We start from the raw sequence: 22,255 nt of genomic DNA on the forward strand, positions 1-22,255 counted from the left end.
CTCGCTGACGGCGGACCACGTCTGGGGGTTCTACGGAACGTCCCGCCCACGCTACCCGTTCACCGCCACGGGTGACTACGCGGGCAGACGTTCCAGCCTTTCACCCTTCCGACGCGCGGGGTCCCCGCCCCGTTCCGCCACGGCCGTGCCGGCCGCGTCACAGCCGGGCCCGGCAACCGCTCGCCGGACCCGACCCTCCGTCACGCCGCTTCCACCTCGGCACGCTGCTGGAACTCGCGCACCACCCGGTAGTCGCGGTACGGCTCCAGGCGGCGCCGGAAGTCGTCCAGGTACTCCACCCCGCGGTTCGAGCGCAGGCCGTTCAGCAGCCGCATCGCCTGAGCCCCGGTCTCGCAGGCCCGTTCCACCTCACGCTGCTGCAACTGCGCGGTGGCGAGCAGCACCAGGTCCACCGCCCGCCGCCGGACCCGGGTCGGCGGGTGCAGGTCGAGCGCGATCCGGGCCTGCCGCTCGGCCTGCTTGGCCTGTTCCAGGTCCCGGTAGCAGTGCGCCAACTCGTCGGCCAGGTAGGCCTCGTCGAAGTGCGCGATCCAGTCCGGGTCGTCCTCCGGGTTGCGCTGCTCCATCGCCGCGACCGCCCGGGCCGCCACCAGGTCGCAGGACCGGGCGTCGCCGAGCAGCGCGTGGCCGCGCGCCTCGGCGGCGTAGAACATCGCCATCGCGGTGGGGGTGGCCACCGATCGGGCGCCCTCCTGGGCCGCGCGGGCGAGTTGGGCGATCTCCCGCGGGTTGCCCAGGGTGGCCGCCAGGTGGCTCATCGAGGCGGCCAGCACGTAGCCGCCGTAGCCGCGGTCGTCGGCGGCCTGGGCGAGCCGCAGCGCCTGGATGTAGTAGCGCTGGGCCAGCCCCGGTTGCCCGGTGTCCACCGCCATGTACCCGGCCAGCTCGGTCAACCTGGCCACCGCCGCGAACAGTTGGCGCCCGGTCTCCTCCCGGTAGCCGCCGCTGAGCAGGCCGGAGACCACGCTGTTCAGGTAGTGCACCACCACCGGTCGGACGTGGCCGCTGCCGAAGCGGTGGTCCAGGTCGACCAGCATCTCGGTGGTGGCCCGGATCGCCGCGACGTCGGACGGACCGACCCGGGGGCCGCCGCTGCGCGCCACCACCGGGTCGGGCGGGGTGATCAGCCAGTCCCGGCTGGGCTCGACCAGTGCCGAGGCGGCCACCGAGGCGCCGTTCAGGAAGTCGCGCCGGCCGACGTCGCTGCGCCACAGCTCGCAGACCTGCTCCAGCGCCCCGCTCAGGGTCGCGGCGAACTGCAGCCCGACGCCCGAGGTGAGGTTCTTGCCGTCGGCCATGCCGATCTCGTCGACGGTCACCCCCCGGCCGAGTTTGCGGCCGAGCGCCTCGGCGATCACCGCCGGTGCCTGGCCGCGCGGTTGCTGGCCGCGCAGCCAGCGGGCGACCGAGGTCTTGTCGTAGCGCAGGTCCAGCCCGTGCTCGGCCCCGCAGAGGTTGACCCGGCGGGCCAGCCCCGCGTTGGAGCAGCTCGCCTCCTGGATCAGCGACTGCAGGCGCTCGTTGGGCTGTCGTGCGACGAGTGGTCTCGCGGCCATGGGCTTCGCCTCCCCAGCGCCCTCCGGTTCCGGCCGGCGGGCGTCGACTCTGCTGCTCTGGTACCTGCGGCCGACCGAGCCCGTCGGACTCATGGCGCGCCGACTACCCGGCCAGTGAAGGAACTTGAGGCCAGGTTAGCGATCAACGACACCATCGGGATACCCATGCGGACGACCCGTTCCTCATACGCGCCCGGCAAAATGCTCCCGTGCGCCCCCGTTGCGCCCGTCCGGACCCAAACGTCGGACGCGGGCCCGACGCCACCCCGATCGCCGCTCGATTCCACTCCGTACGCCTGGCTCCGGCGGGCCCGGCGGCGGGTTCGACGCCACCCACGCACCCACGGCCCGCCCTTCACGCGCCATGGCTCGCGCCATGGTCCACGCCACCGCAGGCGCGGACCGCCGGCGGCGGTCCCGACGGCGCACGGCCCCGTGCGCCACCCCCGGCCGGGTGTCCACCTCCGACCGCCGCTCACCGGTTCGGGTGACATTACCGACTCCCGGCCGGCCGCCCCGCACCCGGCCGTAACCCGCTCCACGCAAGCCAGTTGAGCAGCACGTGGAACAGACCCCAGGAACCCCGGAGCAGGGCAGTGCCGGCACGATCCCCCCATTGCTGATCGAGGCGGTCAGATACGCGGAGGACCGGCACTGGGAGGTCGCACCCGGCACCTGGCTGGTCGAGGACGACGGGCCGGCCCGCTGCTCGTGCGGCGACCCGCGCTGCCCGATGCCGGGCGCGCACCCCACCGGCCAGGACTGGCGGCGGCGGGCCAGCGCCGGCCCGGGCGTGGTCCGCCGCTGGTGGACCGAGCACCCGCAGGCCTCGATCCTGCTGCCGACCGGACGTTCCTTCGACGCGCTGGACGTGCCGGAGCGGGCCGGCTGCCTGGCGCTGGCCCGGATGGAGCGGATGGAGCTCCAGCTCGGCCCGGTGGTGGCGGTCCCCCCGGCGCCCGGGCAGCACGGTCGCCGGCTGCTCTTCCTGGTGCTGCCCGGGGTGCAGGCCAAGCTGCCGGAGATGCTGCGCAAGCTCGGCTGGGCGCCCGGCCGGCTCGACCTGGTGACCCGCGGCGAGGGCGACTGGATCGTCGCCCCGCCGTCCCGGGTCGGCCCGTACCAGTTCGCCCAGTGGGCCCTGCCGCCGTCCGAGCTGAACCGCTGGCTGCCGGACGCCGCCGAGCTGATCAATCCGCTGGCGTACGCCTGCGGGCGCGAGGCCTCTCCCCCGCGCCCGGTTCAGCCCCCGCAGCCGGCGGCGGTGCGCTGACCCGGCGTCATCTCCCCCCTGCCATGGTGGGCCTGGACTCCAGGCCCACCATCGGCGTGCCCGGATAAGACACCGGTGTACCCGTTGATCGGCTCCAGAAGCCGCTCGGACGAGTGACAGCGCTCAAGGATTGGCGCGATCTGCCGAGGGGATGAATCCCTCCGAGCGCGGATGGCCACAAAGCATCAGGAAAGGGGCAACTCGGGGATTCTGGACCGGGGGAGCCGGAGGGGACGCCTGGACGGGGAAGCCGGGCGTGGCACGGAGGGGAAACGGGAGGGAACGGGGGGCAGGGAGGGAAACGGGTGGGGAGCGGGGTGGGACCGTGGGGGGGGGGGGGGGGGGGGGGCCCCCGGGCCCCCCCCCCCCCCGGGGCGGGCGCCGGGGGGGGGGGCGGGCCCGGGGGCCGGGGGGGCGGGGGCGGGCCCGGGGGGCGGGGGGCGCGGGGGGGGGCGGGGGGGGGCGGGGGGCGGGGTGGGGGGGGGGGCGGGGGGGGGGGGGGGGGGGGGGGGGGGGTGGGGGGGGGGGGGGGGGGGGGGCCGGGGGGGGCGGGGGGGGGGGGCCCCCCCGGCCCCCGACGCACGTGCTCCTCGGCTACAGCTGGGCGGCCACGAAGACGTGCGCCGCGATGTCCTTGCCCAGCTCGGCCGCGTTCTCGCCGCTGCCCACCAGCACGCCGCCGAGCGCCGGCGCCACCTGCACGGTCGCCCCCGGGCGGATCCCGGCCCGGCGCAGCGTGCGCATCAGGTCCTCGTCGGTCTGGATCGGCTCGCCGATCCGGCGCACCACCACGCTGGCGCCGTCATCCCCCGGGCGCAGCGAGTCCAGGGTGACCAGGGCGGCGTCGAAGCCCTCACCCTCGGCCTTGGTGTCGCCCAGCTCGTCCAGCCCCGGGATCGGGTTGCCGTACGGCGACTGGGTCGGGTGCCCGAGCATCGCCAGCACCTTGCGCTCGACCGTCTCGCTCATCACGTGCTCCCAGCGGCAGGCCTCCTCGTGCACCTCCTCCCACTCCAGGCCGATCACGTCGACCAGCAGGCACTCGGCGATCCGGTGCTTGCGCATCACCCGGACGGCGAGCCGGCGGCCCTCCTCGGTCAGCTCCAGATGGCGGTCCCCGGCGACCTGGAGCAGCCCGTCTCGCTCCATCCGCCCGACCGTCTGGCTCACCGTGGGGCCGCTCTGCTCCAGCCGCTCGGCGATCCGGGCCCGCATCGGGGTGATGCCCTCTTCCTCCAGCTCCAGGATGGTGCGAAGGTACATCTCAGTCGTATCGATCAGCCCAGACATCGCCGCCGGCTCCGTTCCCTCGGTGTCCTCACCGCCAATTCTGACGTACCGGACCGACAACCGAGGCCGCACGACCGGTCGGGGGAGACGTTTTCGTCCCTGTTGACAGCGGGACGCTCCAGGCCGCACGGTGCTCGCCGTAGCTTTCTCCACTGGTGGCAGGGAAGATCTCATGGACGACCTGGTCGGGCAGTACTTCGACACCGCGGTGGCCCACCTCCAGCGGGTGCGGACCGAGGAGGCCGAGAACGTCGCCCGGGCCGCCCGGCTGCTGGCCGACGCGGTGACCGAGCGGCGCCGGGTCTTCACCTTCGGTGCCGGCCACTCCGCGCTGGCCGCCCAGGACGTGGTGTACCGGGCCGGCGGCCTGGTCCCGGTCAACCTGCTGAACGTCCCCGGGATGGCCGGCGTCACCGTGATGCCCGCGCCGCTCGGCAGTGCCCTGGAGCGGGTCTCCGGCCTGGCCACCGCCGCCCTGGACCTCACCCCGGCCCGGGCCGGCGACCTGCTCTTCGTGGTCTCGCTCTCCGGCCGGCAGGTCATGCCGGTCGAGCTGGCCGCGCACGCCCGGGCTCGTGGCCTGCACGTGGTCGGGCTCACCTCGCTGGCCTATCCGGGGCGGGTCAGCTCCCAGCACCCGTCCGGCAGCTTCCTGAAGGACCACTGTGACGTGGTGCTGGACAGCAAGATCGCGGTCGGCGACGGCGAGCTCGGCCACCCCGGCGCGGACACCGCCTTCGGCTCGGTCTCCACCATCGTCACCAGCGCCCTGATGCAGGCCGTGGTGGTGGCCGCGATCGGCCTGCTCGCGGACGCCGGGCACACTCCGCCGCTGTTCCGCTCCGGCAACGTGGACGGCGGCACGGAATGGAACGCCAGGCTGATGGCCGAGCACGCCGACCGGATCTTCTACGCGTACTGAACGGGGCTTTCAGCCCCGCGCCCGCCGGTTCCCCGCGCCCACCGCCCGCCACCGCCACCCCGCGAGCCCCCCTTCACTCCGCCGCTCCCGAGAACGGCGCGTACCGACCTGTCCGCGGCGGCCCCGACCGCTCATACTGGCCGGACGCCAGGCGTAGTCGCCCTCCCCCGAGGGCAGTACGTCAGCGTCCGGACGACACGACGCCGCGCTACGGGGGGACCGGATGGCAGCCGGTACGGGACCGACGGGCTTCGTCCGCGAGGCCGAGCTGCTGCCTGAGCTCTTCCGGATCGCCGACTCCGCCTCGCTGCACGGCCAGCGCCGGGCCGTCAACCTCTCCCGTGGCGAACTGCTGCTGCTCACCGCCGCGGCCGCGGCCGGCTCGGTCGGCGGGGCGCCCAGCGCCTGGCTGGCCACCGCCGCCTACCTGGCCACCGCCTGCCTCGCCGTGCTGCTCAGCCGGCAGAACCCGCAGGGCCTCTGGTACGAGGGGCGGGCCGCGGCCGAGTCCGTCAAGACACTCGCCTGGAAGTTCGCGGTCCGGGCCGACGCCTATCAGCCACCGCCGACCACCCTGCCGGACGCCGAGGGCCTCTACCGGCTCCAACTGCGCGGCATCCTGCGCGGGTTCGAGCACAGCCGGGCGCTCCCCGCGGACGCCGTCGCGCGGGCCGGCGGACTCACCGCGGCGATGCGGGAGTTGCGCGAGCAGCCGCTCACCGTGCGCCGGGAGGTGTACCTGCGCGAGCGGGTCCGGGCCCAACACGACTGGTACCAGGCCAAGGCCCGCTACTGCGCCGCCGCCAACCGGATCACCGGGCTGCTCGGGGTGGCCCTTCCACTGCTGGGCGTGGCGCTGGCGGTGCCGCGCGCGCTCGGCCGGCTCGACCACGCCCCGCTCGGAGCGGTCTCCGCCGTCGCCGCGGCGGTCACCGCCTGGGCCCACCTGCGGCAGTACCAGCCGCAGGCCACCGCCTACCAGCTCGCCGCCGACGAACTGGAACTGATCCGCACCCAGCTCACCGGCCTGGACCTCACCGCGGCCGACGCGGAGGAGCTCTGGGCCCGGCTCGCCCGGGACGCCGAGGACGCCGTCTCGCGCGAGCACACCACCTGGCAGGCCCGCCGCGAGGAGCGCGGGCTTGACCGCTGACCGCTCGTCCGGAACGCACAGCACCACCTCGTCCCTGTCCCCTAGGTATCGGAGGCCCCGGCGTGCAGCCGCGACTGGTCAAGACCGCCGACGGCCGGAAGCTGGCGGTGGAGACCTTCGGATATCCCGCCGGCAAGCCGGTCTTCCTGCTCCACGGAACGCCCGGCAGCCGCATCGGGCCCACCCCACGCAGCACCGTGCTCTACAACCTGGGTGTCCGGTTGATCGCCTTCGACCGCCCCGGCTACGGCGGCTCGGACCGGCTGCAGGGCCGCCAGGTGGCCGCGGCCGCCGCCGACGTGCAGGCGATCGCCGACGAGTTCGGGCTCGCCCGGTTCGCCGTGGTCGGCCGCTCCGGCGGCGGCCCGCACGCGCTGGCCTGCGGCGCCCTGCTGCCCGGCCGGGTGCACCGGGTGGCGGTGCTGGTCAGTCTGGCCCCCTGGGACGCCGAGGGGCTGGACTGGTACGGCGGGATGACCCCCTCCAACGTCCGCGACTACCGGGCCGCCGAGCGCGACCACCAGCGGATCGCCGCCACCATGGAGCTGCGCGCCCGCCGGATCCGGGACGACCCGGCCACCCTGCTGGCCGGCCTGCGCCGCGAACTGCGCGGCAGCGACCGGGCGGTGGTCTCCGACGCGGGCATCCGTCGGATGCTGCAGCGCAACTACCGTGAGGCGTTCCGGCAGAACGCGGACGGCTGGATCGACGACGTGCTGGCCTTCACCACCGACTGGGGTTTCAAGGCCCAGGACGTCACCGCGGCCACCTGGCTCTGGCACGGCGCCGACGACGCCTTCTCCCCGGTCGACCACTCCCGCTGGCTGGCCACCCACATCCCCGACGCCACCCTCTTCCTGGAGCCCGGCGCGGCCCACTTCAGCTCGTTCCGCGTGCTCACGGCGGCGCTGAAGTGGGCGGCGGGCTGAGCCGCGCCCCCGGGGCCGCGTCCGGGTGCCGCCGGCCCGGTGGGCCTCCGGCACCCGGACGCTCAGACCGGCTGCGGTTCCAGGTCGCGGTTGATGCGCTTCCAGCCACGGGCGGAGACCGTGTTGGGGTGTTCCTCGCCCAGCTGGCGGATGAACTCGGCGACCGCGCGGGCGCGGAGTTCGGCGGCCTGGTTGGCGCGGCCGGCGCCGCGCAGGGTGATGGCGAGGTTGGCCTGACAGGAGACCGCGTCCGGGTGGCGCGGGCTGTAGCGGACGCACAGGCCGCGGTAGGAGGTCTGCTCCAGCTCCTCCGCCTCGGCGAACCGGCCGAGGTCGCCGTAGCAGTTGGCCAGGTTGATCATGCCGTTGAGGGTGAACGGGTGGTCCGGGCCGAGCACCCGGCGCAGTGCGTCCACCGTCGCCCGGCCCAGCTCCGCGGCCTCCGCGACGCTGCCGCTGCCGCGCAGGTAGATCACCAGGTTGTTGGCGCAGGCCAGGGTGAACGGGTGCTCCTCGCCGAAGAGTTGCTGGTGGCCGACGTGCACCTGGCGGGCCAGGTCGCGGGCCGCGTCCTTGTCGCCGCCGGCGCTGTAGTCGGCGGCCAGGTTGAGCGCGCAGGCCAGCGTGTCCGGGGCGTTCTCGCCGTAGCGCTCCAGGTAGCGCTCGTAGGTCTCCTTGGTGAGCCGGCGCGCCTCGGCCTGCCGACCCGCCTTGCGCAGCGAGACGGCCAGCGACTTGGCGTTGCGCAGGATCTCCGGCACGTCGATGTCGAGCACCTCGGCGTAGGCCTCGACGACCTCCTGGTGGATCGTCACCGAGCCTTCGTAGTCGCCGCCTTCGCGCAGGTCGCGGGCCAGGTTGGACTTGCTGGAGAGGGTGTACGGGTGCTTCGGCCCGAGCACCAGGGCGCGCCGGTCCAGGGTGTCCTGGTCCAGCTCCTGCGCCGCCGTGCTGTCGCCGACCAGCCGGTAGTCGATGGCCAGGTTGTTGGCGATCGACAGGGTCCGCGGGTTGTCCTCGCCGAACTGCTCGCGGAACCGGTCCAGGATCTCCCGGTCCAGCTCCATCGCCTTGGCGAACTCGCCCAGCGCCCGCCGGTCCGCGCTCAGCGAGCCGGCGGTCATCAGGGTGTACGGGTGGTGCTCGCCGAGCACCCGGCGCTGGCGTTCCAGGGTGTCCTCGTCCAGCTCCATGGCGTCCGCGTACTGGCCCTGCGAGCGCATCACGTTGGCGAGCTGGAAGCGCAGCAGCAGGGTCTGCCGGTCGTCCTGGCCGAGCTTGGCGGTCCAGGCCTCGTCCAGCAGGTGGCCCATCCGCCGGGCCTGCGCGAACTCGCCGCGCTTCCACAGGTAGCGGACCCGGTCGATCATCAGCTGGCGGGTGTCGGACTCGTCGCAGTCGTGCGCCCGGGACGGCGACAGGTGCGGCCAGATCTCCTCGAACGCCGGCCAGTTGGCCGGGTCGTCGGTGTCGCCGACGACCGGCCGGGCGCCGATCAGGATCCGATGCACCTCGTGCACGGTGTCGTTCTGCTCCTCCGGGGTCATCTCCGAACGGATGACCTCCTGGACCAGCCGGTGCACCTGGATGCTGTTGGCGCCCGCGTCCACCTTGGCCAGCGCGTACCGGCCGATCGCCTGGATCACCCGGCCGAGCAGGAACTTGTCACTCAGCCCGGGGTCGAACGGGACCAGCGCCCGGATCATCTGGTCGCTGTAGAAGAGGTTCATCGAGATCGGCTCGGGCGCGAAGTACGCGCAGAGCTGGAGCATCCGGGCGGCGGCCGGGGACTGCTGGCGCAGCCGGGCGATGGAGACCCGCCAGGTGGCGCCGACGGTCATCGGGTAGTCCACCGGCCGGCCCAGCTCCAACACCCGGGCCGCCTCGGACTGCAGCGCGGCGATGTACTCGGCGACCGGGGTACCGGTGGCCTTCAGCCAGGCGCCGGCGACCTCGACGGCCAGCGGCAGGTCGCCGACCGCCTCGGCCACCGCGTCGGCGTCGGTCCGGCTGAGCGCGCCCTCGGTGCGCCGGGTCAGGTGGTCGATGCTCTCGCCACGGGTGAAGACGTCCATGGTGAGCGCCTCGGCGTGGGTGGACCAGGCCTGGTTGCGCGAGGTGACCAGGATGTGGCCGGACCCGCCGGGGAAGTAGCGGCGGATCTCGGACGGCTCGTCGGCGTTGTCGAAGATCAGCAGCCAGCGCTTGGCCCGATCGCCGCGGCGCAGCGCCTCCAGTGCTATGTCCGCCGCGAGCGCCACCGGCTCGTTGCTGGCCCGGCCCATCTTTCGTGCGAGCTCGGCTAGTTGACCCTGGATCTCCTCCTCCTGCTCGGCCGAGATCCACCACACCAGGTCGTAGTCGGCCATGAACCGGTGCGCGTACTCCTGGGCCACCTGGGTCTTGCCGACCCCGCCGAGTCCGTACAGCGTCTGCGGCACCGGCAGCACCGCCGTGGTGCCGCCGCCGAGCTGGTTGCGCAGCCGTTCCAGCACCTCCGCCCGGCCGGTGAAGTAGGTGTTGCGCGGCGGCACGTTCCAGATCTCCGGCTGGGTGCCGGGGAACCGCGGGCCGACCGTCGGGTCGATGTGCGGCAGTTCGTCCCGGCCGAGCGCCTTGACCAGCGCCGCGAGCGCCTGCGGCTCCTTGAGGTTGACCAGGTCGACCGGGTTGCGGCTGCTGAACGGCGCGGCCAGCGGGGTGGAGCCGACCCGGACCGGGATCAGCTGGCGCCGGGTGCCGGACGGGTCGGAGCCGACCACCGACTCCCACAGCGCCCGGGCCTGCGGCGAGCGCAGGTAGGCGGGCGAGAGCACCGCGACGGTCCGGAACGCGGCGTCCACCGAGCGCTCGGTCTCGGCCCGGGTGTCCGAGCCCGCGCCGACGTCCCGCGGCAGCACCCGGAACCCGGCGGCGCCGAGCACGTACTCGATCCAGTCCGCCCACATCCGGTCCTCGGGCACGTAGCTGAGGTAGATGTCGGCGGGCACCGCCGGTCGGCGTCGGGTGAACGCCTCGATGTAGCGCAGCCGCACCTCCTCGTCCATCGGCGGCAGCGCGGAGACCCGGCCCTCGGTGAGCACGTCGCAGAGCCGCTCGCAGGCGGAGAGCATGGTGGTCGGGGTGCCGGGCTTGTCGCCGAAGGTGGCCAGGATCTCCTCGTAGGCGTAGAACGGCCGGTACGGGATCTCCACCGAGCCCCAGTAGTGCACCAGGTCCTCGCCGACGTAGCCGGAGGGCAGACCGTCGAAGCGGATCCGGGCCAGCGAGCGGCCGGCGTCCGCCTTGTCCTTCTCGAAGTCGTCGATCCGCATCGGGACCGGCAGGATCCGGATGCCGCGGTCGCGGTAGCGGTCGGCGATGTGCTGGGCGATCCGGGAGGCGCCGTCGATGCTCTGGTCGCTCAACGTGAAGCAGACCACCAGGTCGTCGGGCATCTGCACGGTGCAGATCTCGGCCGTGTCGGAGAGTCCGGTCCGGCTGTCGATCAGCACGTAGTCGTAGCGCCGGCGCATGTCGGCCCGGAGCGCGTCGAAGAACTGCCCACCGTCGAACCGCTCGTAGAAGATGTCCCAGTCCAGGCCGCCCAGGGTGCCGGAGTAGTCGCGGTCCTGCCGGCCGGCCGAGAGGAACTCGATCCTGCCCCCGCCGGGGAACCCGTTCCAGGAGAGCGGCAGCGCGTGTCCGGCCACCTTGGCGTAGTCCAGGTGCCAGCCGGGGGTGTGGCCGATCGAGGCCAGCTCCTCCCGGTAGCGCTCGGGTTCCAGCAGGGCGTCGGCGTGCAGCTCGGTCTCCCGCAGCGCCTCCTCCCGGTAGTCGTTGATCAGCGTCATCACGCCCGGGGCCTCGACCAGTTCGGCCGGGTCCAGGAAGGGGTGGAAGAACTTGGCCAGCCCGGGGGCCTCCAGGTCCCAGTCCACGGTGAGCACCCGGAAGCCGTTGGCGGCCAGGATCCAGGCGGTGTTGGCCAGCGCCATGGTGCGCCCGGTGCCGCCCTTGTAGGAGTAGAAGGTGATGATCCGCCCCTGGCGGTCCTCCTGGTCCCCCCGGGAGGGCGCCGGGGCGGCCGCCGGCGCCTGGGCCGAACTGCGGCCGCTGACGCGGAGGTTACGGGTCCGTTCAGACGTCATGGAAGCCTCCGTCGTCGTCCTCGCCGGGCTCTGCCGGTCTGCTGGGAAGTGTGCGTGCGGTACCGCTGAAAGCCCCCTGGAAGCTGGGTCGGCTCTCGCCGCCGCCGGCCGCCGGCCGGGACAGCCCGCGTTCCTTGAAGGCCTTCTGGGCGCGGATCGCGGCGTGCTGGAAGACCAGGCCGAAGTCCCGTGCGGTGGGCACGCCTTCGGCGTCGGAGCCGTCCACCGGGCCGGGCCGGAAGGACGGTCGGGCGGAGGACCGGCCGCGCTGGCGCAGCACCTCGTCGCTGAGGGCCGCGAAGGCCGCGTTCTCCGCCGCGCACTGCGGGTCGTCCCGGTTCCACGGCTCCACGACGGTCACCCAGGCCGGGTTGCGGCGGGCGAACTCACGGACCACCTCCCGCCGCCCGGGATCGCGCAGCACCCAGCGGTCGACCAGGACGACGCCCGGGCCGAGCGGCTGCTCCAGCTCCATCAGCCGGGCCGCCTCGACGTCGAACTCGTGGATGGTGGGGTTGAGATCGCACTGCCGGGCGAGCTGGGCGGCCTTCTCGGCCAGCGCGACGTCCGAACCCCGCAGGTACGGCTGCCAGTCGACGCGGCGCTCGCCGTAGTACGCCGGGTCGCGGTGCGCGGGCAGCTCGGCGGCGGTGAACGACAGCACGGCTATGGTCAGTTCGTCGGCCGGCGAACGGCCGGGGAACGCGGAGGGGTTGGTGGTGAAGTCGACCGGCTCGACCACCGGGACGACGGTCTCCAGCGCCACCTCGACGATCCGCCGGGCGAGCTTGTAGACCACCTTCTCGTACAGGCCCTGGTGGTGCCGCTGGGCCATCAGCGCGTACAGACCGTCCTCGGTGTAGGCGCGCGGAAAGCTGGAGTGGTTGTACTGCACCGCACTCGCCACCGGCGGCAGCGCGCCCTCCCGCATGCCGACCCAGAGCACCGGCACGATCGCGCTGTTCTGGGCCGGGCCACCGGGGGCGTTGGCGGCCCGCTGCGCGAAGGTGTACCACTCCTGGCCGCAGGGCGTGCTGCGGAACAGCCGCGGGTGGTAGAGCGGCACGAACACCCGGCAGGTGGCCAGCGCCTCGGAGATCTTCGCCGCCCAGTTGTCGCCCTGGTGCATGGTCTCGTCCATGAAACCCACCGGCTCGGCGGTGGGCAGCGGCGTCAACTGCAGGACGGCTTCGCAGAGGTCCTCGTAGAACTGGCTGACCCGCAGGTTGGGGTTGCGCGAGCCGACCGGCGGCATGTGCGCGTAGCTGAGGAAGAAGTGCGGCTTCGCCGAGGCCTTCCGCTCGCCGTCAGCGTCGTTCACCCGCGCCTCCCCCGGGCCAGTCGACCATCTGAACCCCCGCCGGGGCCTTCAGTGTAGGAAGGTCGGCTTCCCCAGGGGAATAGCGCAACCAGCCAACCCTCTGATCATGCGGCAGAGCACCGTCAACTGTCAGTCCCTTTGCCGGATCTGGCGATCAGCCAGGCCGGAGGTCAGCCCTCGAGCTGGTCGGCGAGCCAGCGGGTCGCCTGGTCGACGGCCGGGACGACCGGCAGCAGCACCGCCCGGGCCGCCCCGACCGTCCCCTCGCGCACCTCGGTGAGCCGCGGCCGGACGGTCTCCAGCATCCGCGGGAAGTGCCGGTCGTCCAGGTCGACCCCGTCGAACCGGAGCCACTCGGGCCGGCCGTCGGCGCCCAGCACCCGGCAGCCGTAGCGCTTCCGCGGCACCTGCGGAAGGCGGTACTCGGCCAGGTGGAAGACGGTGCAGCGGGTCAGCGGCGCGCCCAGCATCAGCACCTGGGCGCCCGCCTTGTAGAGCCGCCCGACCGGGGAGCGCTCGCCCAGGTGGCACTCCGGCGGGTGGTCCTCCAGCAGCTCCCGGGCGAGCGGGCCGAGCGCGGCGAACGAGGTCTGCGGATGGGCACTGCGCAGCGCGCCCGGCGTGGTCCGCAGCTCCTCGGAGAGCCGGCCCATGGTCGGTGAACAGGGCGTGCGCAGCGGGTCGAAGGGCGGCATGGCGGCCCGGTAGGCGGCCAGCGCCGCGGCGTCCAGCCCGGCGGTGGCCTCGGCGTGCAGCCGGGAGGTGTCGGAGTTCTCCGGCGTCGCGGTGTAGCCGACCACCGTGCCCTCCGGGCCGAGCGCGGCGCGCAACGCGGCCAGCAGCCCGGTCGAGCCGCCCGCCACCGGGCCGACCGCGCGCAGCGAGGCGTGCACCAGCAGGACACCGGTACGCGGCGACAGCCCGAGCTCCCGGAGCGCGCCGGCCAGCTCCTCGACGGCGTGCCGCTCGACGGGGTGCACGGCCGTCAGGACCCCGCCGGCACCGGCGCGGCCCGCCGGGCCTGCCAGGCGGCCTGGTTCTCGGCGATCGCCCGCTCGGCGGCGGCCGTCGCGGCCGCCCCGACCGGGACGGCCAGCCAGGGCGCCACGGCGGTCCGCATGCCGCCCGCGAAGCGCTCGCCGAGCGGGGTGAGCGCGCCGGAGCCGGCCAGCGTGTCGATCGCCCGGTCGGTCAGCGCCCGCCAGGTGGCCAGCTGGGTCCGGGCGTGCTCGGCCGGCTCGCCGGGCAGCCCGTCGTAGGCGGCCACCCGGGTGCCCCAGAACTCGGTGACCGCGAGATGCGCGTACGTGCCCTGCAGCAGGCCCTCCAGCGGGCGCGGGTCGGGGCGCCAGGGGGCGTGGTAGCGGCCCTGGTCGGCCGGGTCGTAGAGGTCGTGGAAGTCCAGCACCGCACCCAGCTTGACGTGCTGGAACTCGTGCGCGACGAGCAGTGCGAGGATCGGCGCGGTGGCCGGGCGGGCGATCCCGACCGCGCCGAAGGCCTGCCGGGCGGCGGCGCTGACGTCCCGGCCGGCCGGACCGGGCCGCAGCGGGGTCAGGGTGCCGAGGCCGGCGGCGATCCCGGCCGCGTGGCCGGGCAGGTCACGGACGGTCAGTTCCCAGGCCTCACGCAGCGCGCCGGTCCAGCCGGCCAGCGCCTCGGCGGAGAGCCGGGGCTCGACCGGCCACTGGTGGCTGTCCCGCTGGGGGTCGGTGTCCTCCAGGGCCACCGTCCAGCCGGGCAGCGCGACCCGGCGGACCGGCTGCCAGCGCTCGTCGGCCTCCTGGTCCCAGCCGATCCGCAGCCGCTCGCCGTCGGGGGTGCGGACGGTGCAGCCCTCCGCCGTGCCGCGCAGCACGGCCGTGCCGCTGCCGCCGGTGAACAGCCGGCCCAGCGTGGGCAACTGGACGGCGCCGGCGCGAACCGGCAGCGCCAGCTCGTCCTGCCGGCCGGCCCGCAGCATCGCGGCGGCCGCCACCTCGGCCAGGCCGCCCTGGTCCGCGCCCGGCTCGCCGCGCAGGCAGCGCACCGCCCAGGTCCGCAGGTAGGGGTGGGCCAGCACCGCGTCCACCGCCTGCGGCGCGCGCTGGTCCAGCTCGGTGAGCAGCGCCCAGGCCTCGCCCGGCGCGTCCGCTCCGACCGCCGCCAACAGGCCGCGGCTGAGCCCGAGTTCGGCCGCCGCCAGGGCCCGGACGGCGGCCTCGCCACCGTGACCGCGGGCGAGCTCGTCGAGCTGGGGCTCGGTCAGCACAGGCGGCTGCGGCTCCCCGGCCGGCGGGGCGCCGGCCGCCTGGGCCGGCAGGGCGGTGGCGGGGACGATCCGGTCCCGGATCGTGCCGATGAGCTGCATCAGGTCTCCGCAGAAGACGGACGGGTTGTCGAAGCCGCTGCCGGTGCGCCAGCGGTGCGCGTAGAGGCCGCCCCCGCAGCTGCGGACCACCGGGCAGGCCCGGCACTGCGCGCTGAGCCCGGCCAGGCCGGACTGCCGGGCCAGCATGCCCGGGTGCCGGGCGACCTCGTCGAGGCTGTGCCGGAAGACGTCGAAGCCGGTCGCGGGGGCGCCGTCGTAGGCGGTCTTCAGGCTGTCCGCCTGCTCCAGCGTGCCGTCCGTCTCGACCACCACCAGGTCGGCGGGGTCGAGGCCGATCGACTCGGTGAGGCTGGAGGCGCCGCGCAGGGTGCGGTGCACGGAGTCGAAGGTGCGGACCGGCACCGGGCGGCCATCGGCCTCCCAGCGCCGGTGGACGGCCAGCAGCCAGTCCGCGTACGGGGTGGGCCCGGCGCCGCCCGGGCGCGCGGGCGGGGTGTCCCAGGTGGCGTGCGGCAGCAGGAAGTCGATCCGGGGCGGTTCCAGCGCGACCAGCGCCCGGTAGACCGCGGTCGGGTCGTTCGCCACGTCGATGGTGCAGAGCAGGCCGGCGTAGAGGTGGCGGTACTCGGGCCGGCGCAGCAGGGCGACGGCGGCCAGCACCTGCGGGTGGCTGCTGCGGCCGTCGGCGAAGCGCCGGTGCCGGTCGTTGGCGGCCCGGTCACCGTCCAGCGAGATGCCGACCTTGATGTCCAGCTCGGCGAAGAGCTCGCAGAACGCCCGGTCCAGCCGGACCCCGTTGGTGTGGATCCGCAGGTCGAGCGCGCAGTCCGGCGGGAGCGCGGCGCGCAGGCTCTCGGCGGCCCGGCGCAGCAGCACCGGGCCGGCGAGCAGGGGTTCCCCGCCGTGCAGCACCACGTGGACGGCCGGCAGCCGGTGGGCGGCCGCGTGCTCCGCGATCCGCCGGGCCGTCTGGTCCAGCACCTCCGGGGCGATCGCCCTGGGTCGGCCCCGCCAACTGGTGTCGGCGTGTTCGTAGACGTAGCAGTGGTCACAGGCCAGGTCACAGCGGCTGTGCACCTTCACCACGAACTGCGAGAAGGGGACCGCGGGGTGCGTCATGCCGATCTCCCGCCGAGGAGGTGGCCGCCCGAGGGGTGCGGTCAGATCGAGGAGTTGAAGGCCGCGACCGGGACCAGGCCCGAGTCGTCGGCGGGCAGCGCCCGTCGGTAGGCCGCCGTGAGCCGATCCGCGCCCTGGGCCGAGAGGGTCTCCAGTGGGACCCGGACGACCTGCTGCTCGATCTCGTCCACTGGCTTGACGTCCAGCATGGTAGGCATATCTGAGATCCCCTCAGAAATGATGCGCTTCAAGTGCATCGGGTGTGGGTAGAGAAGAGCATCGGGCGGATCCAGACACCCGAGCGTCCAAGGTATCCGCCCAGCAGGCGATTATCACTCCCTGAAGTCGGCACACTTCGCCCCGGTTTGGCGCCGTGTGCTGCCGCGAGCTGCGCGGACGATCCCCGACGGGCCGATCGAAGTGAGCCGGTCAGCAGCCAGAACCACCCCCCAGGGTGAAATCGGGCTACGTCATTCGGCGTACCCGTGATCATGCCCGGCTACGCCGCCGTCCGCGCCGGCTGGACGCCCTGACAACGGTCGCGCCCCCGGCGCGCGAAACGGCGGAACCGGGGGCGCGCGGTACGTCGGTCGCCGGCCTCAGGGACAGAGCCGCTCGACCCGCCAGCCGTCCGGGGCAGCGGCGTAGCGGAGCCGGTCGTGCAGCCGGTTGAGTCGCCCCTGCCAGAACTCCACGGTCTCCGGCACCACCCGGTAGCCACCCCAGAACGGCGGCACCGGCACCCCCTCGCCCTCCGGGTAGCGGGTGGCCAACTCGGCGTACCGCCGCTCCAGCACCGCGCGGGAGTCCACCGGACTGGACTGCTCGCTCGCCCAGGCGCCCAGCTGCGAGCCGTGCGGCCGGGTCCGGAAGTACGCCGCGGTCTCGTCCCGGCCGGTCTTCTCGACCCGGCCGACGACGATCACCTGACGGTCCATCGGGTGCCACGGGAAGAGCAGCGACGCGTACGGGTTGACCGCCAGCTCGACGCCCTTGCGGGAGCCGTAGTTGGTGTAGAAGACGAAGCCGCGCCGGTCGAAGCCCTTGAGCAGGACGGTCCGCGAGCTCGGCCGTCCCTCGGCGTCCGCGGTGGAGAGCACCATGGCGTTGGGCTCGACGACCCCGGCCTGCTCGGCCTCGGCGAACCAGCGGACGAACTGGGCGACCGGATCGGCGGCCAGATCCTGCTCGGCCAGGCCGGCCAGGGCGTACTGGCGGCGCATCGCGGCCGGATCGGGCACGGTACTCAGGGGCGCGGGCTGGGCGCGTTCCGGGGTCTGCACGTCAACATCATCCCGTACGACAAGCGACGGGCCGAGCTTCGCCTATGGAATCTCGACATCGAGAGATATGGTGTCTCGCCACCGCTTCGCCGCCCCTGCCTCGAAGATCTGTCCGGAATCGCCGGGTATGACCGGAAGATCCCCGGCCCATCGCCGGCCCGGCGCGGAGGAAGCCGCCCCATAGGGGAAACATCACCGCAGTGGTGTATGGCGCAATGCACCCAGTGCCTGTCACTCTGGCACCGAGTGCCAAACACCCACTAACGGTCACAGGCCGCACCACCCACGGCGGCCGGCCGGTCACGTCACTGAGGAGCCGCGTGATGTCCGATTTCGTACCCGGGCTTGAGGGAGTCGTCGCCTTCGAGAGCGAGATCGCCGAGCCGGACCGCGAGGGCGGTGCGCTCCGCTACCGCGGCGTCGACATCGACGACCTGGTCGGCCACGTCTCCTTCGGGCACGTCTGGGGCCTGCTGGTGGACGGCCGCTTCAACCCCGGCCTGCCCGCCGCCGAGCCGTTCCCGATCCCGGTGCACTCCGGCGACATCCGGGTGGACGTGCAGTCCGCGCTCGCCATGCTGGCACCGGTCTGGGGCCTCAAGCCGCTGCTGGACATCTCCGCCGAGCAGGCCCGGGACGACCTCGCCCGGGCCGCCGTGATGGCGCTCTCCTACGTGGCCCAGTCGGCCCGCGGCCAGGGCCTGCCGATGGTCCCGCAGCGCGAGATCGACAAGGCCGAGACGGTGGTCGAGCGGTTCATGATCCGCTGGCGCGGCGAGCCGGACCCGAAGCACGTCAAGGCCGTCGACGCCTACTGGACCTCCGCCGCCGAGCACGGCATGAACGCCTCCACCTTCACCGCCCGGGTGATCGCCTCCACCGGCGCCGACGTGGCCGCCGCGCTCTCCGGCGCGGTCGGCGCGATGTCCGGCCCGCTGCACGGCGGTGCGCCGTCCCGGGTGCTCGGCATGATCGAGGAGATCGAGCGCACCGGCGACGCGGCCGGCTACGTCAAGAAGGCACTGGACAAGGGCGAGCGGCTGATGGGCTTCGGCCACCGGGTCTACCGCGCCGAGGACCCGCGCGCCCGGGTGCTGCGCCGGACCGCCAAGGAGCTGGGCGCTCCGCGCTTCGAGATCGCCGAGGCGCTGGAGAAGGCCGCCCTGGAGGAGCTGCACAACCGCCGCCCGGACCGGGTGCTGGCGACGAACGTCGAGTTCTGGGCCGCCATCATGCTGGACTTCGCCGAGGTCCCGGCGCACATGTTCACCTCGATGTTCACCTGTGCCCGCACCGCCGGCTGGTCGGCGCACATCCTGGAGCAGAAGCGCACGGGCCGGCTCGTGCGTCCCTCCGCGCGCTACGTGGGTCCGGGCCCGCGCAGCCCGCGCGAGGTCGAGGGCTTCGAGGCCATCGCCGGCTGATCCGCGGCGCCGCCCGGCCCGGTGCGTTCCAGGTGAACGCACCGGGCCGGGCGGCGGCGCCTTCCGGCCCGCACGGCCGGGGACGTCTCAACGGAGATGTCTCAACGGCCGGACAATCGGCGGACATCCACGATGTGGACCAGTAGGCTGCCCGGGTGGCCCAGATCCAGATCCCCGCTGACCTCAAGCCCGCCGACGGCCGTTTCGGCTGCGGCCCGTCCAAGGTGCGCCCCGAGGCCCTCCAGGCCCTCGCCGCCACCGGTACCTCGCTGCTCGGCACCTCGCACCGCCAGGCTCCGGTCAAGGACCTGGTGAAGCGCGTGCGTGCCGGAGTGGCGAGCCTCTTCTCACTCCCCGACGGCTACCAGGTGGTGCTCGGCAACGGCGGCTCCACCGCCTTCTGGGACATCGCCGCCTTCGGCCTGGTGCGCGAGAAGTCGCAGCACCTGACCTTCGGTGAGTTCTCCTCGAAGTTCGCCTCCTCGGTCAAGGCCGCCCCCTGGCTGGCCGAGCCGACCGTGGTCAAGAGCGAACCCGGCACCCACCCGCTGCCGGTCGCCGAGGCCGGGGTGGACGTCTACGCGCTGACCCACAACGAGACCTCGACCGGCGTCGCGATGCCGATCCGCCGCCCGGCCGGCGCCGACCAGGACGCGCTGGTCCTGGTGGACGCCACCTCGGGCGCCGGCGGCCTGCCGGTGGACATCACCGAGACCGACGTCTACTACTTCGCGCCGCAGAAGTCCTTCGCCTCCGAGGGCGGTCTCTGGCTGGCCGTGTTCTCGCCGGCCGCGCTGGAGCGGGCCGCCGCGATCGCCGGCTCCGACCGCTACATCCCGCCGTTCTTCGACCTGCCGACCGCGATCGACAACTCCTCGAAGGACCAGACCTACAACACCCCGTCGATCTCCACCCTGTTCCTGCTGGCCGACCAGCTGGACTGGCTGAACGGCAACGGCGGCCTCGACTGGGCCGTCGCCCGTACGGCTGAATCCGCCGGGCACCTCTACGGCTGGGCCGAGAAGTCCCCGGTGGCCCGTCCGTTCGTCGCCGAGCCCTCGATGCGTTCCCAGGTGGTCGGCACGATCGACTTCGAGGACGGCGTCGACGCCGCCGCGATCGCCAAGGCGCTGCGCGCGAACGGGATCGTGGACACCGAGCCGTACCGCAAGCTCGGCCGCAACCAACTGCGGATCGCGATGTTCCCGGCGGTCGACCCGGCCGACGTCCAGGCCCTCACGGCCTGCATCGACCACGTGGTCGAGCGGCTCTGACCCGGTACCGGTGGAGGGGGTCAGCGCCCCCTCCACCGGCCATGCCAGCAGCTCACTTCAGCAGGTCACTTCAGCAGGGAGCCGATCACCACGGCTGCCAGCAGCAGCAGCAGAGCGCCGGTGACGATACGCATACGAGTCTTGGGGTCCACAGTCCCCGAGCGTACCCGGGCCGCCCTCAGCCCGTGCGGGCGGCCGGTTCGGCCCCGGCCAGCGGCCAACTGCGCAGCACCGTGTAGCGCGACCGCCCGCCCGTGAAGTCGCTGCGGACCAGGTGGAACTCCGCCACCTCCCACTCCGCGCCGCGGAAGTCCGCCAGCGCCGCCGCCTCCTCGCGCAGCGCGCCACGCCGCCGGTGGCGCCCGGAGCGGGCCACCGTGAGGTGCGGGTGGAACGAGAACTCGCCCTCCCCGCAGCCGAGTTCACCGGCCACCTGGGTCACCGCGCGGGCCAGCGCGTGCAACGCCCAGGTCTCCCCGTCCAGTCCGACCCAGAGCGTCCGGTCACCGAACCGCCCGCCGCCGGCCAGCCGCAGTCGATGCGCCCGGTAGCCGGCGGCCGCCTGGGCCAGCCCGTCCTCCAGCGCGGGCACCCGCTCCTCGGCCACCTCGCCGAGGAAGGCCAGCGTCAGGTGCCAGCCGTCGACCGGCGCCCAGCGCAGCTCGGCGGCGCCCGGCAGCGCGCGCAGCGGCGCGACCTCGGCAGCGAGCTCCGCGAGCGCCCGTTCGGGCGGCATCACGGCCACGAAGAGCCTCATGGCTCCATCCTGCCCCGCCCTCTCCGCTTCCGCTCCGAGCGGGCCGGAAGCGGAGAGGGCGGGAAAGGAGTGCGGCCTCAGCAGGCGGTCGCCAGCTCGGACGCCGGCTTCGCCGCCTGGCGCGGCACGAAGGCCACCACCCGACTGCCCCGGTGCAGGTCCACCCGCAGCCGCAGGTCGGCGCAGCGCGCCAGCACCAGGCCGACCGAGACCGCCGCCACCGCGGAGACCGCGCCGCAGGCCAGCAGGCCCACCCGGGCGCCGTAGGCACTGGTCACCCAGCCGACCAGCGGCGCGCCGATCGGCGTCCCGCCGGTGAAGACCAGCACCAGCAGGCCCATCACCCGACCGCGCATCTCCGGCTCGGTGGCGAGCTGGATGAACGAGTTGACCGAGGTGTTGAAGGTCAGCCCGCAGACCCCGACCAGGGTCAGCAGCACCGCGAAGGTCCAGTAGTCGGGCGCGCCCGAGGCGGCCACCTCCAGCACGCCGAAGCCCACCGCGGCACCGACCAGCCAGCGCAGCCGCGGGGCACCGCGCCGCGCCGCGTAGAGCGCGCCGGCCAGCGAGCCGAGCGCCATCGCGGTGTTCAGCAGGCCGTACTGGCCCGGACCGACGTGGAACGTGCCGTACGCGAAGCCCGACAGCAGGGTCGGGAAGTTGAAACCGAAGGTCCCGATGAACCCGGCCAGCACCAGCGGCCACATCAGCTCGGGACGCTCGCGCACGTAGCGCAGCCCCTCGCGGAGCTGGCCCCGCTCGCGCGGAATCCGTTCCACCGGCCGCAGTTCGCTGGTCCGCATCGCCAGCAGGCCGCCGATCACGGCCGCGAAGGAGAGCGCGTTGAGCGCGAACGCCCAGCCGCTGCCGACCGCCGCGATCAGCAGACCGGCCACCGCCGGGCCGACCAGGCGGGCGGTCTGGAAGTTGGCCGCGTTCAGGCTGACCGCGTTGCTGAGGTGCTCGGGGCCGACCATCTCGGAGACGAAGGCCTGCCGGGTCGGGGTGTCCACCACGGTGACCATGCCGAGCAGCAGCGCGAAGGCGTAGACGTAGTACGCGGTCACCACACCGCTCATGGTCATCGCGGCCAGGCCGGCGGCCAGCAGGCCCATCGTGCCCTGGGTGACGACCAGCAGCCGGCGCTTGGGCATCCGGTCCGCGAGCACGCCGCCGAACAGGCCGAGCAGCAGCGTGGGCAGGAACTGCATGGCGGTGGTGATGCCGACCGCGAGCGGGCTGTGGGTGAGGCTCAGCACCAGCCAGTCCTGCGCGATGCGCTGCATCCAGCTACCGGTGTTGCTGACGATCTGGCCGGCGAAGAAGTACCGGTAGTTGCGCACCCGCAGGGAGGAGAACATGCCTCCGGGTCGGGTGAAGCGGGCCCTGGTGGGGCCGGTCGCCCCGCTGGGGCCGGATGCGACGGGGAAGTCCGCCGCGGTCCGTTCGCAGGGGTCGTCGTCGCCGGGCAGGTTCACCGGCGCGGGCACCG

Annotated in this window: 16 protein-coding genes; 6 read left to right on the plus strand and 10 right to left on the minus strand. The window is 73.8% G+C overall.

Features of this window, described 5'->3' with window-relative positions:
• Positions 1-200 precede the first annotated feature (200 nt).
• Positions 201-1,577 carry a transcriptional regulator gene (locus ACIGXM_RS08710; protein ID WP_396558285.1) on the minus strand — a complete coding sequence of 459 codons (1,377 nt, stop codon included), beginning with the start codon at positions 1,575-1,577 and terminating at the stop codon, positions 201-203.
• 562 nt (positions 1,578-2,139) lie between these two features.
• Between ACIGXM_RS08710 and ACIGXM_RS08715 the strand changes: the two genes are divergently transcribed.
• Positions 2,140-2,850, plus strand: a complete 711-nt coding sequence (locus ACIGXM_RS08715; protein WP_396558287.1) for a bifunctional DNA primase/polymerase — start codon at positions 2,140-2,142, stop codon at positions 2,848-2,850.
• A 594-nt stretch (positions 2,851-3,444) separates the two neighbouring features.
• On the opposite strand, the gene ACIGXM_RS08720 is transcribed toward ACIGXM_RS08715, so the two are convergent.
• Positions 3,445-4,140: a metal-dependent transcriptional regulator gene (locus tag ACIGXM_RS08720; protein WP_396558289.1), complete on the minus strand. Its 696-nt coding sequence runs from the start codon at positions 4,138-4,140 to the stop codon at positions 3,445-3,447.
• 172 nt (positions 4,141-4,312) lie between these two features.
• On the opposite strand from ACIGXM_RS08720, the gene ACIGXM_RS08725 reads away from it, so the two are divergent.
• From ACIGXM_RS08725 to ACIGXM_RS08735, 3 genes are all read left to right on the plus strand, one after another.
• Entirely contained in the window at positions 4,313-5,062 is a 750-nt protein-coding gene (locus ACIGXM_RS08725; protein ID WP_396558291.1) for a sugar isomerase domain-containing protein, read from the plus strand.
• A 223-nt stretch (positions 5,063-5,285) separates the two neighbouring features.
• Complete coding sequence (locus ACIGXM_RS08730) at positions 5,286-6,215, plus strand: DUF4231 domain-containing protein (RefSeq protein ID WP_396558293.1); 930 nt, start codon at positions 5,286-5,288, stop codon at positions 6,213-6,215.
• 62 nt (positions 6,216-6,277) lie between these two features.
• Positions 6,278-7,144: an alpha/beta fold hydrolase gene (locus tag ACIGXM_RS08735; protein ID WP_396558295.1), complete on the plus strand. Its 867-nt coding sequence runs from the start codon at positions 6,278-6,280 to the stop codon at positions 7,142-7,144.
• Between the two features lie 62 nt (positions 7,145-7,206).
• On the opposite strand, the gene fxsT is transcribed toward ACIGXM_RS08735, so the two are convergent.
• From fxsT to pdxH, 6 genes are all read right to left on the minus strand, one after another.
• A complete protein-coding gene (gene fxsT / locus ACIGXM_RS08740) occupies positions 7,207-11,274 on the minus strand; it encodes an FxSxx-COOH system tetratricopeptide repeat protein (RefSeq protein ID WP_396558297.1) in 4,068 nt (1,355 codons plus the stop codon).
• Positions 11,264-12,595 carry a TIR-like protein FxsC gene (locus ACIGXM_RS08745; RefSeq protein ID WP_396558299.1) on the minus strand — a complete coding sequence of 444 codons (1,332 nt, stop codon included), beginning with the start codon at positions 12,593-12,595 and terminating at the stop codon, positions 11,264-11,266. Before ACIGXM_RS08745 ends, fxsT begins: the two co-directional genes overlap by 11 nt.
• Positions 12,596-12,765: 170 nt before the next feature.
• Positions 12,766-13,575 (minus strand): aminoglycoside N(3)-acetyltransferase, encoded by an 810-nt coding sequence (locus ACIGXM_RS08750; protein ID WP_396558301.1) that lies wholly within the window; start codon positions 13,573-13,575, stop codon positions 12,766-12,768.
• A gap of 5 nt (positions 13,576-13,580) precedes the next feature.
• On the minus strand, positions 13,581-16,025 hold the full coding sequence (locus ACIGXM_RS08755; protein WP_396558303.1) for an FxsB family cyclophane-forming radical SAM/SPASM peptide maturase: 2,445 nt from the start codon (positions 16,023-16,025) through the stop codon (positions 13,581-13,583).
• Positions 16,026-16,066: 41 nt separating this feature from the next.
• On the minus strand, positions 16,067-16,243 hold the full coding sequence (locus ACIGXM_RS08760; protein WP_396558305.1) for a hypothetical protein: 177 nt from the start codon (positions 16,241-16,243) through the stop codon (positions 16,067-16,069).
• A 381-nt stretch (positions 16,244-16,624) separates the two neighbouring features.
• Positions 16,625-17,248 (minus strand): pyridoxamine 5'-phosphate oxidase, encoded by a 624-nt coding sequence (gene pdxH, locus ACIGXM_RS08765; protein ID WP_396558391.1) that lies wholly within the window; start codon positions 17,246-17,248, stop codon positions 16,625-16,627.
• A 383-nt stretch (positions 17,249-17,631) separates the two neighbouring features.
• Here pdxH and ACIGXM_RS08770 point away from each other — a divergent pair, with 383 nt between their 5' ends.
• Entirely contained in the window at positions 17,632-18,732 is a 1,101-nt protein-coding gene (locus ACIGXM_RS08770; protein WP_396558307.1) for a citrate synthase 2, read from the plus strand.
• 155 nt (positions 18,733-18,887) lie between these two features.
• Positions 18,888-20,006, plus strand: a complete 1,119-nt coding sequence (serC, locus tag ACIGXM_RS08775; RefSeq protein ID WP_396558309.1) for a phosphoserine transaminase — start codon at positions 18,888-18,890, stop codon at positions 20,004-20,006.
• 178 nt (positions 20,007-20,184) lie between these two features.
• Here serC and thpR read toward each other — a convergent pair whose 3' ends face one another.
• A complete protein-coding gene (gene thpR, locus ACIGXM_RS08780) occupies positions 20,185-20,763 on the minus strand; it encodes an RNA 2',3'-cyclic phosphodiesterase (RefSeq protein WP_396558311.1) in 579 nt (192 codons plus the stop codon).
• Between the two features lie 77 nt (positions 20,764-20,840).
• Positions 20,841-22,124, minus strand: a complete 1,284-nt coding sequence (locus ACIGXM_RS08785; protein WP_396558393.1) for an MFS transporter — start codon at positions 22,122-22,124, stop codon at positions 20,841-20,843.
• Between the last annotated feature and the right edge of the window lie 131 nt (positions 22,125-22,255).

The sequence above is a fragment of the Kitasatospora sp. NPDC052896 genome, assembly GCF_044547075.1.
GTDB lineage: Bacteria > Actinomycetota > Actinomycetes > Streptomycetales > Streptomycetaceae > Kitasatospora.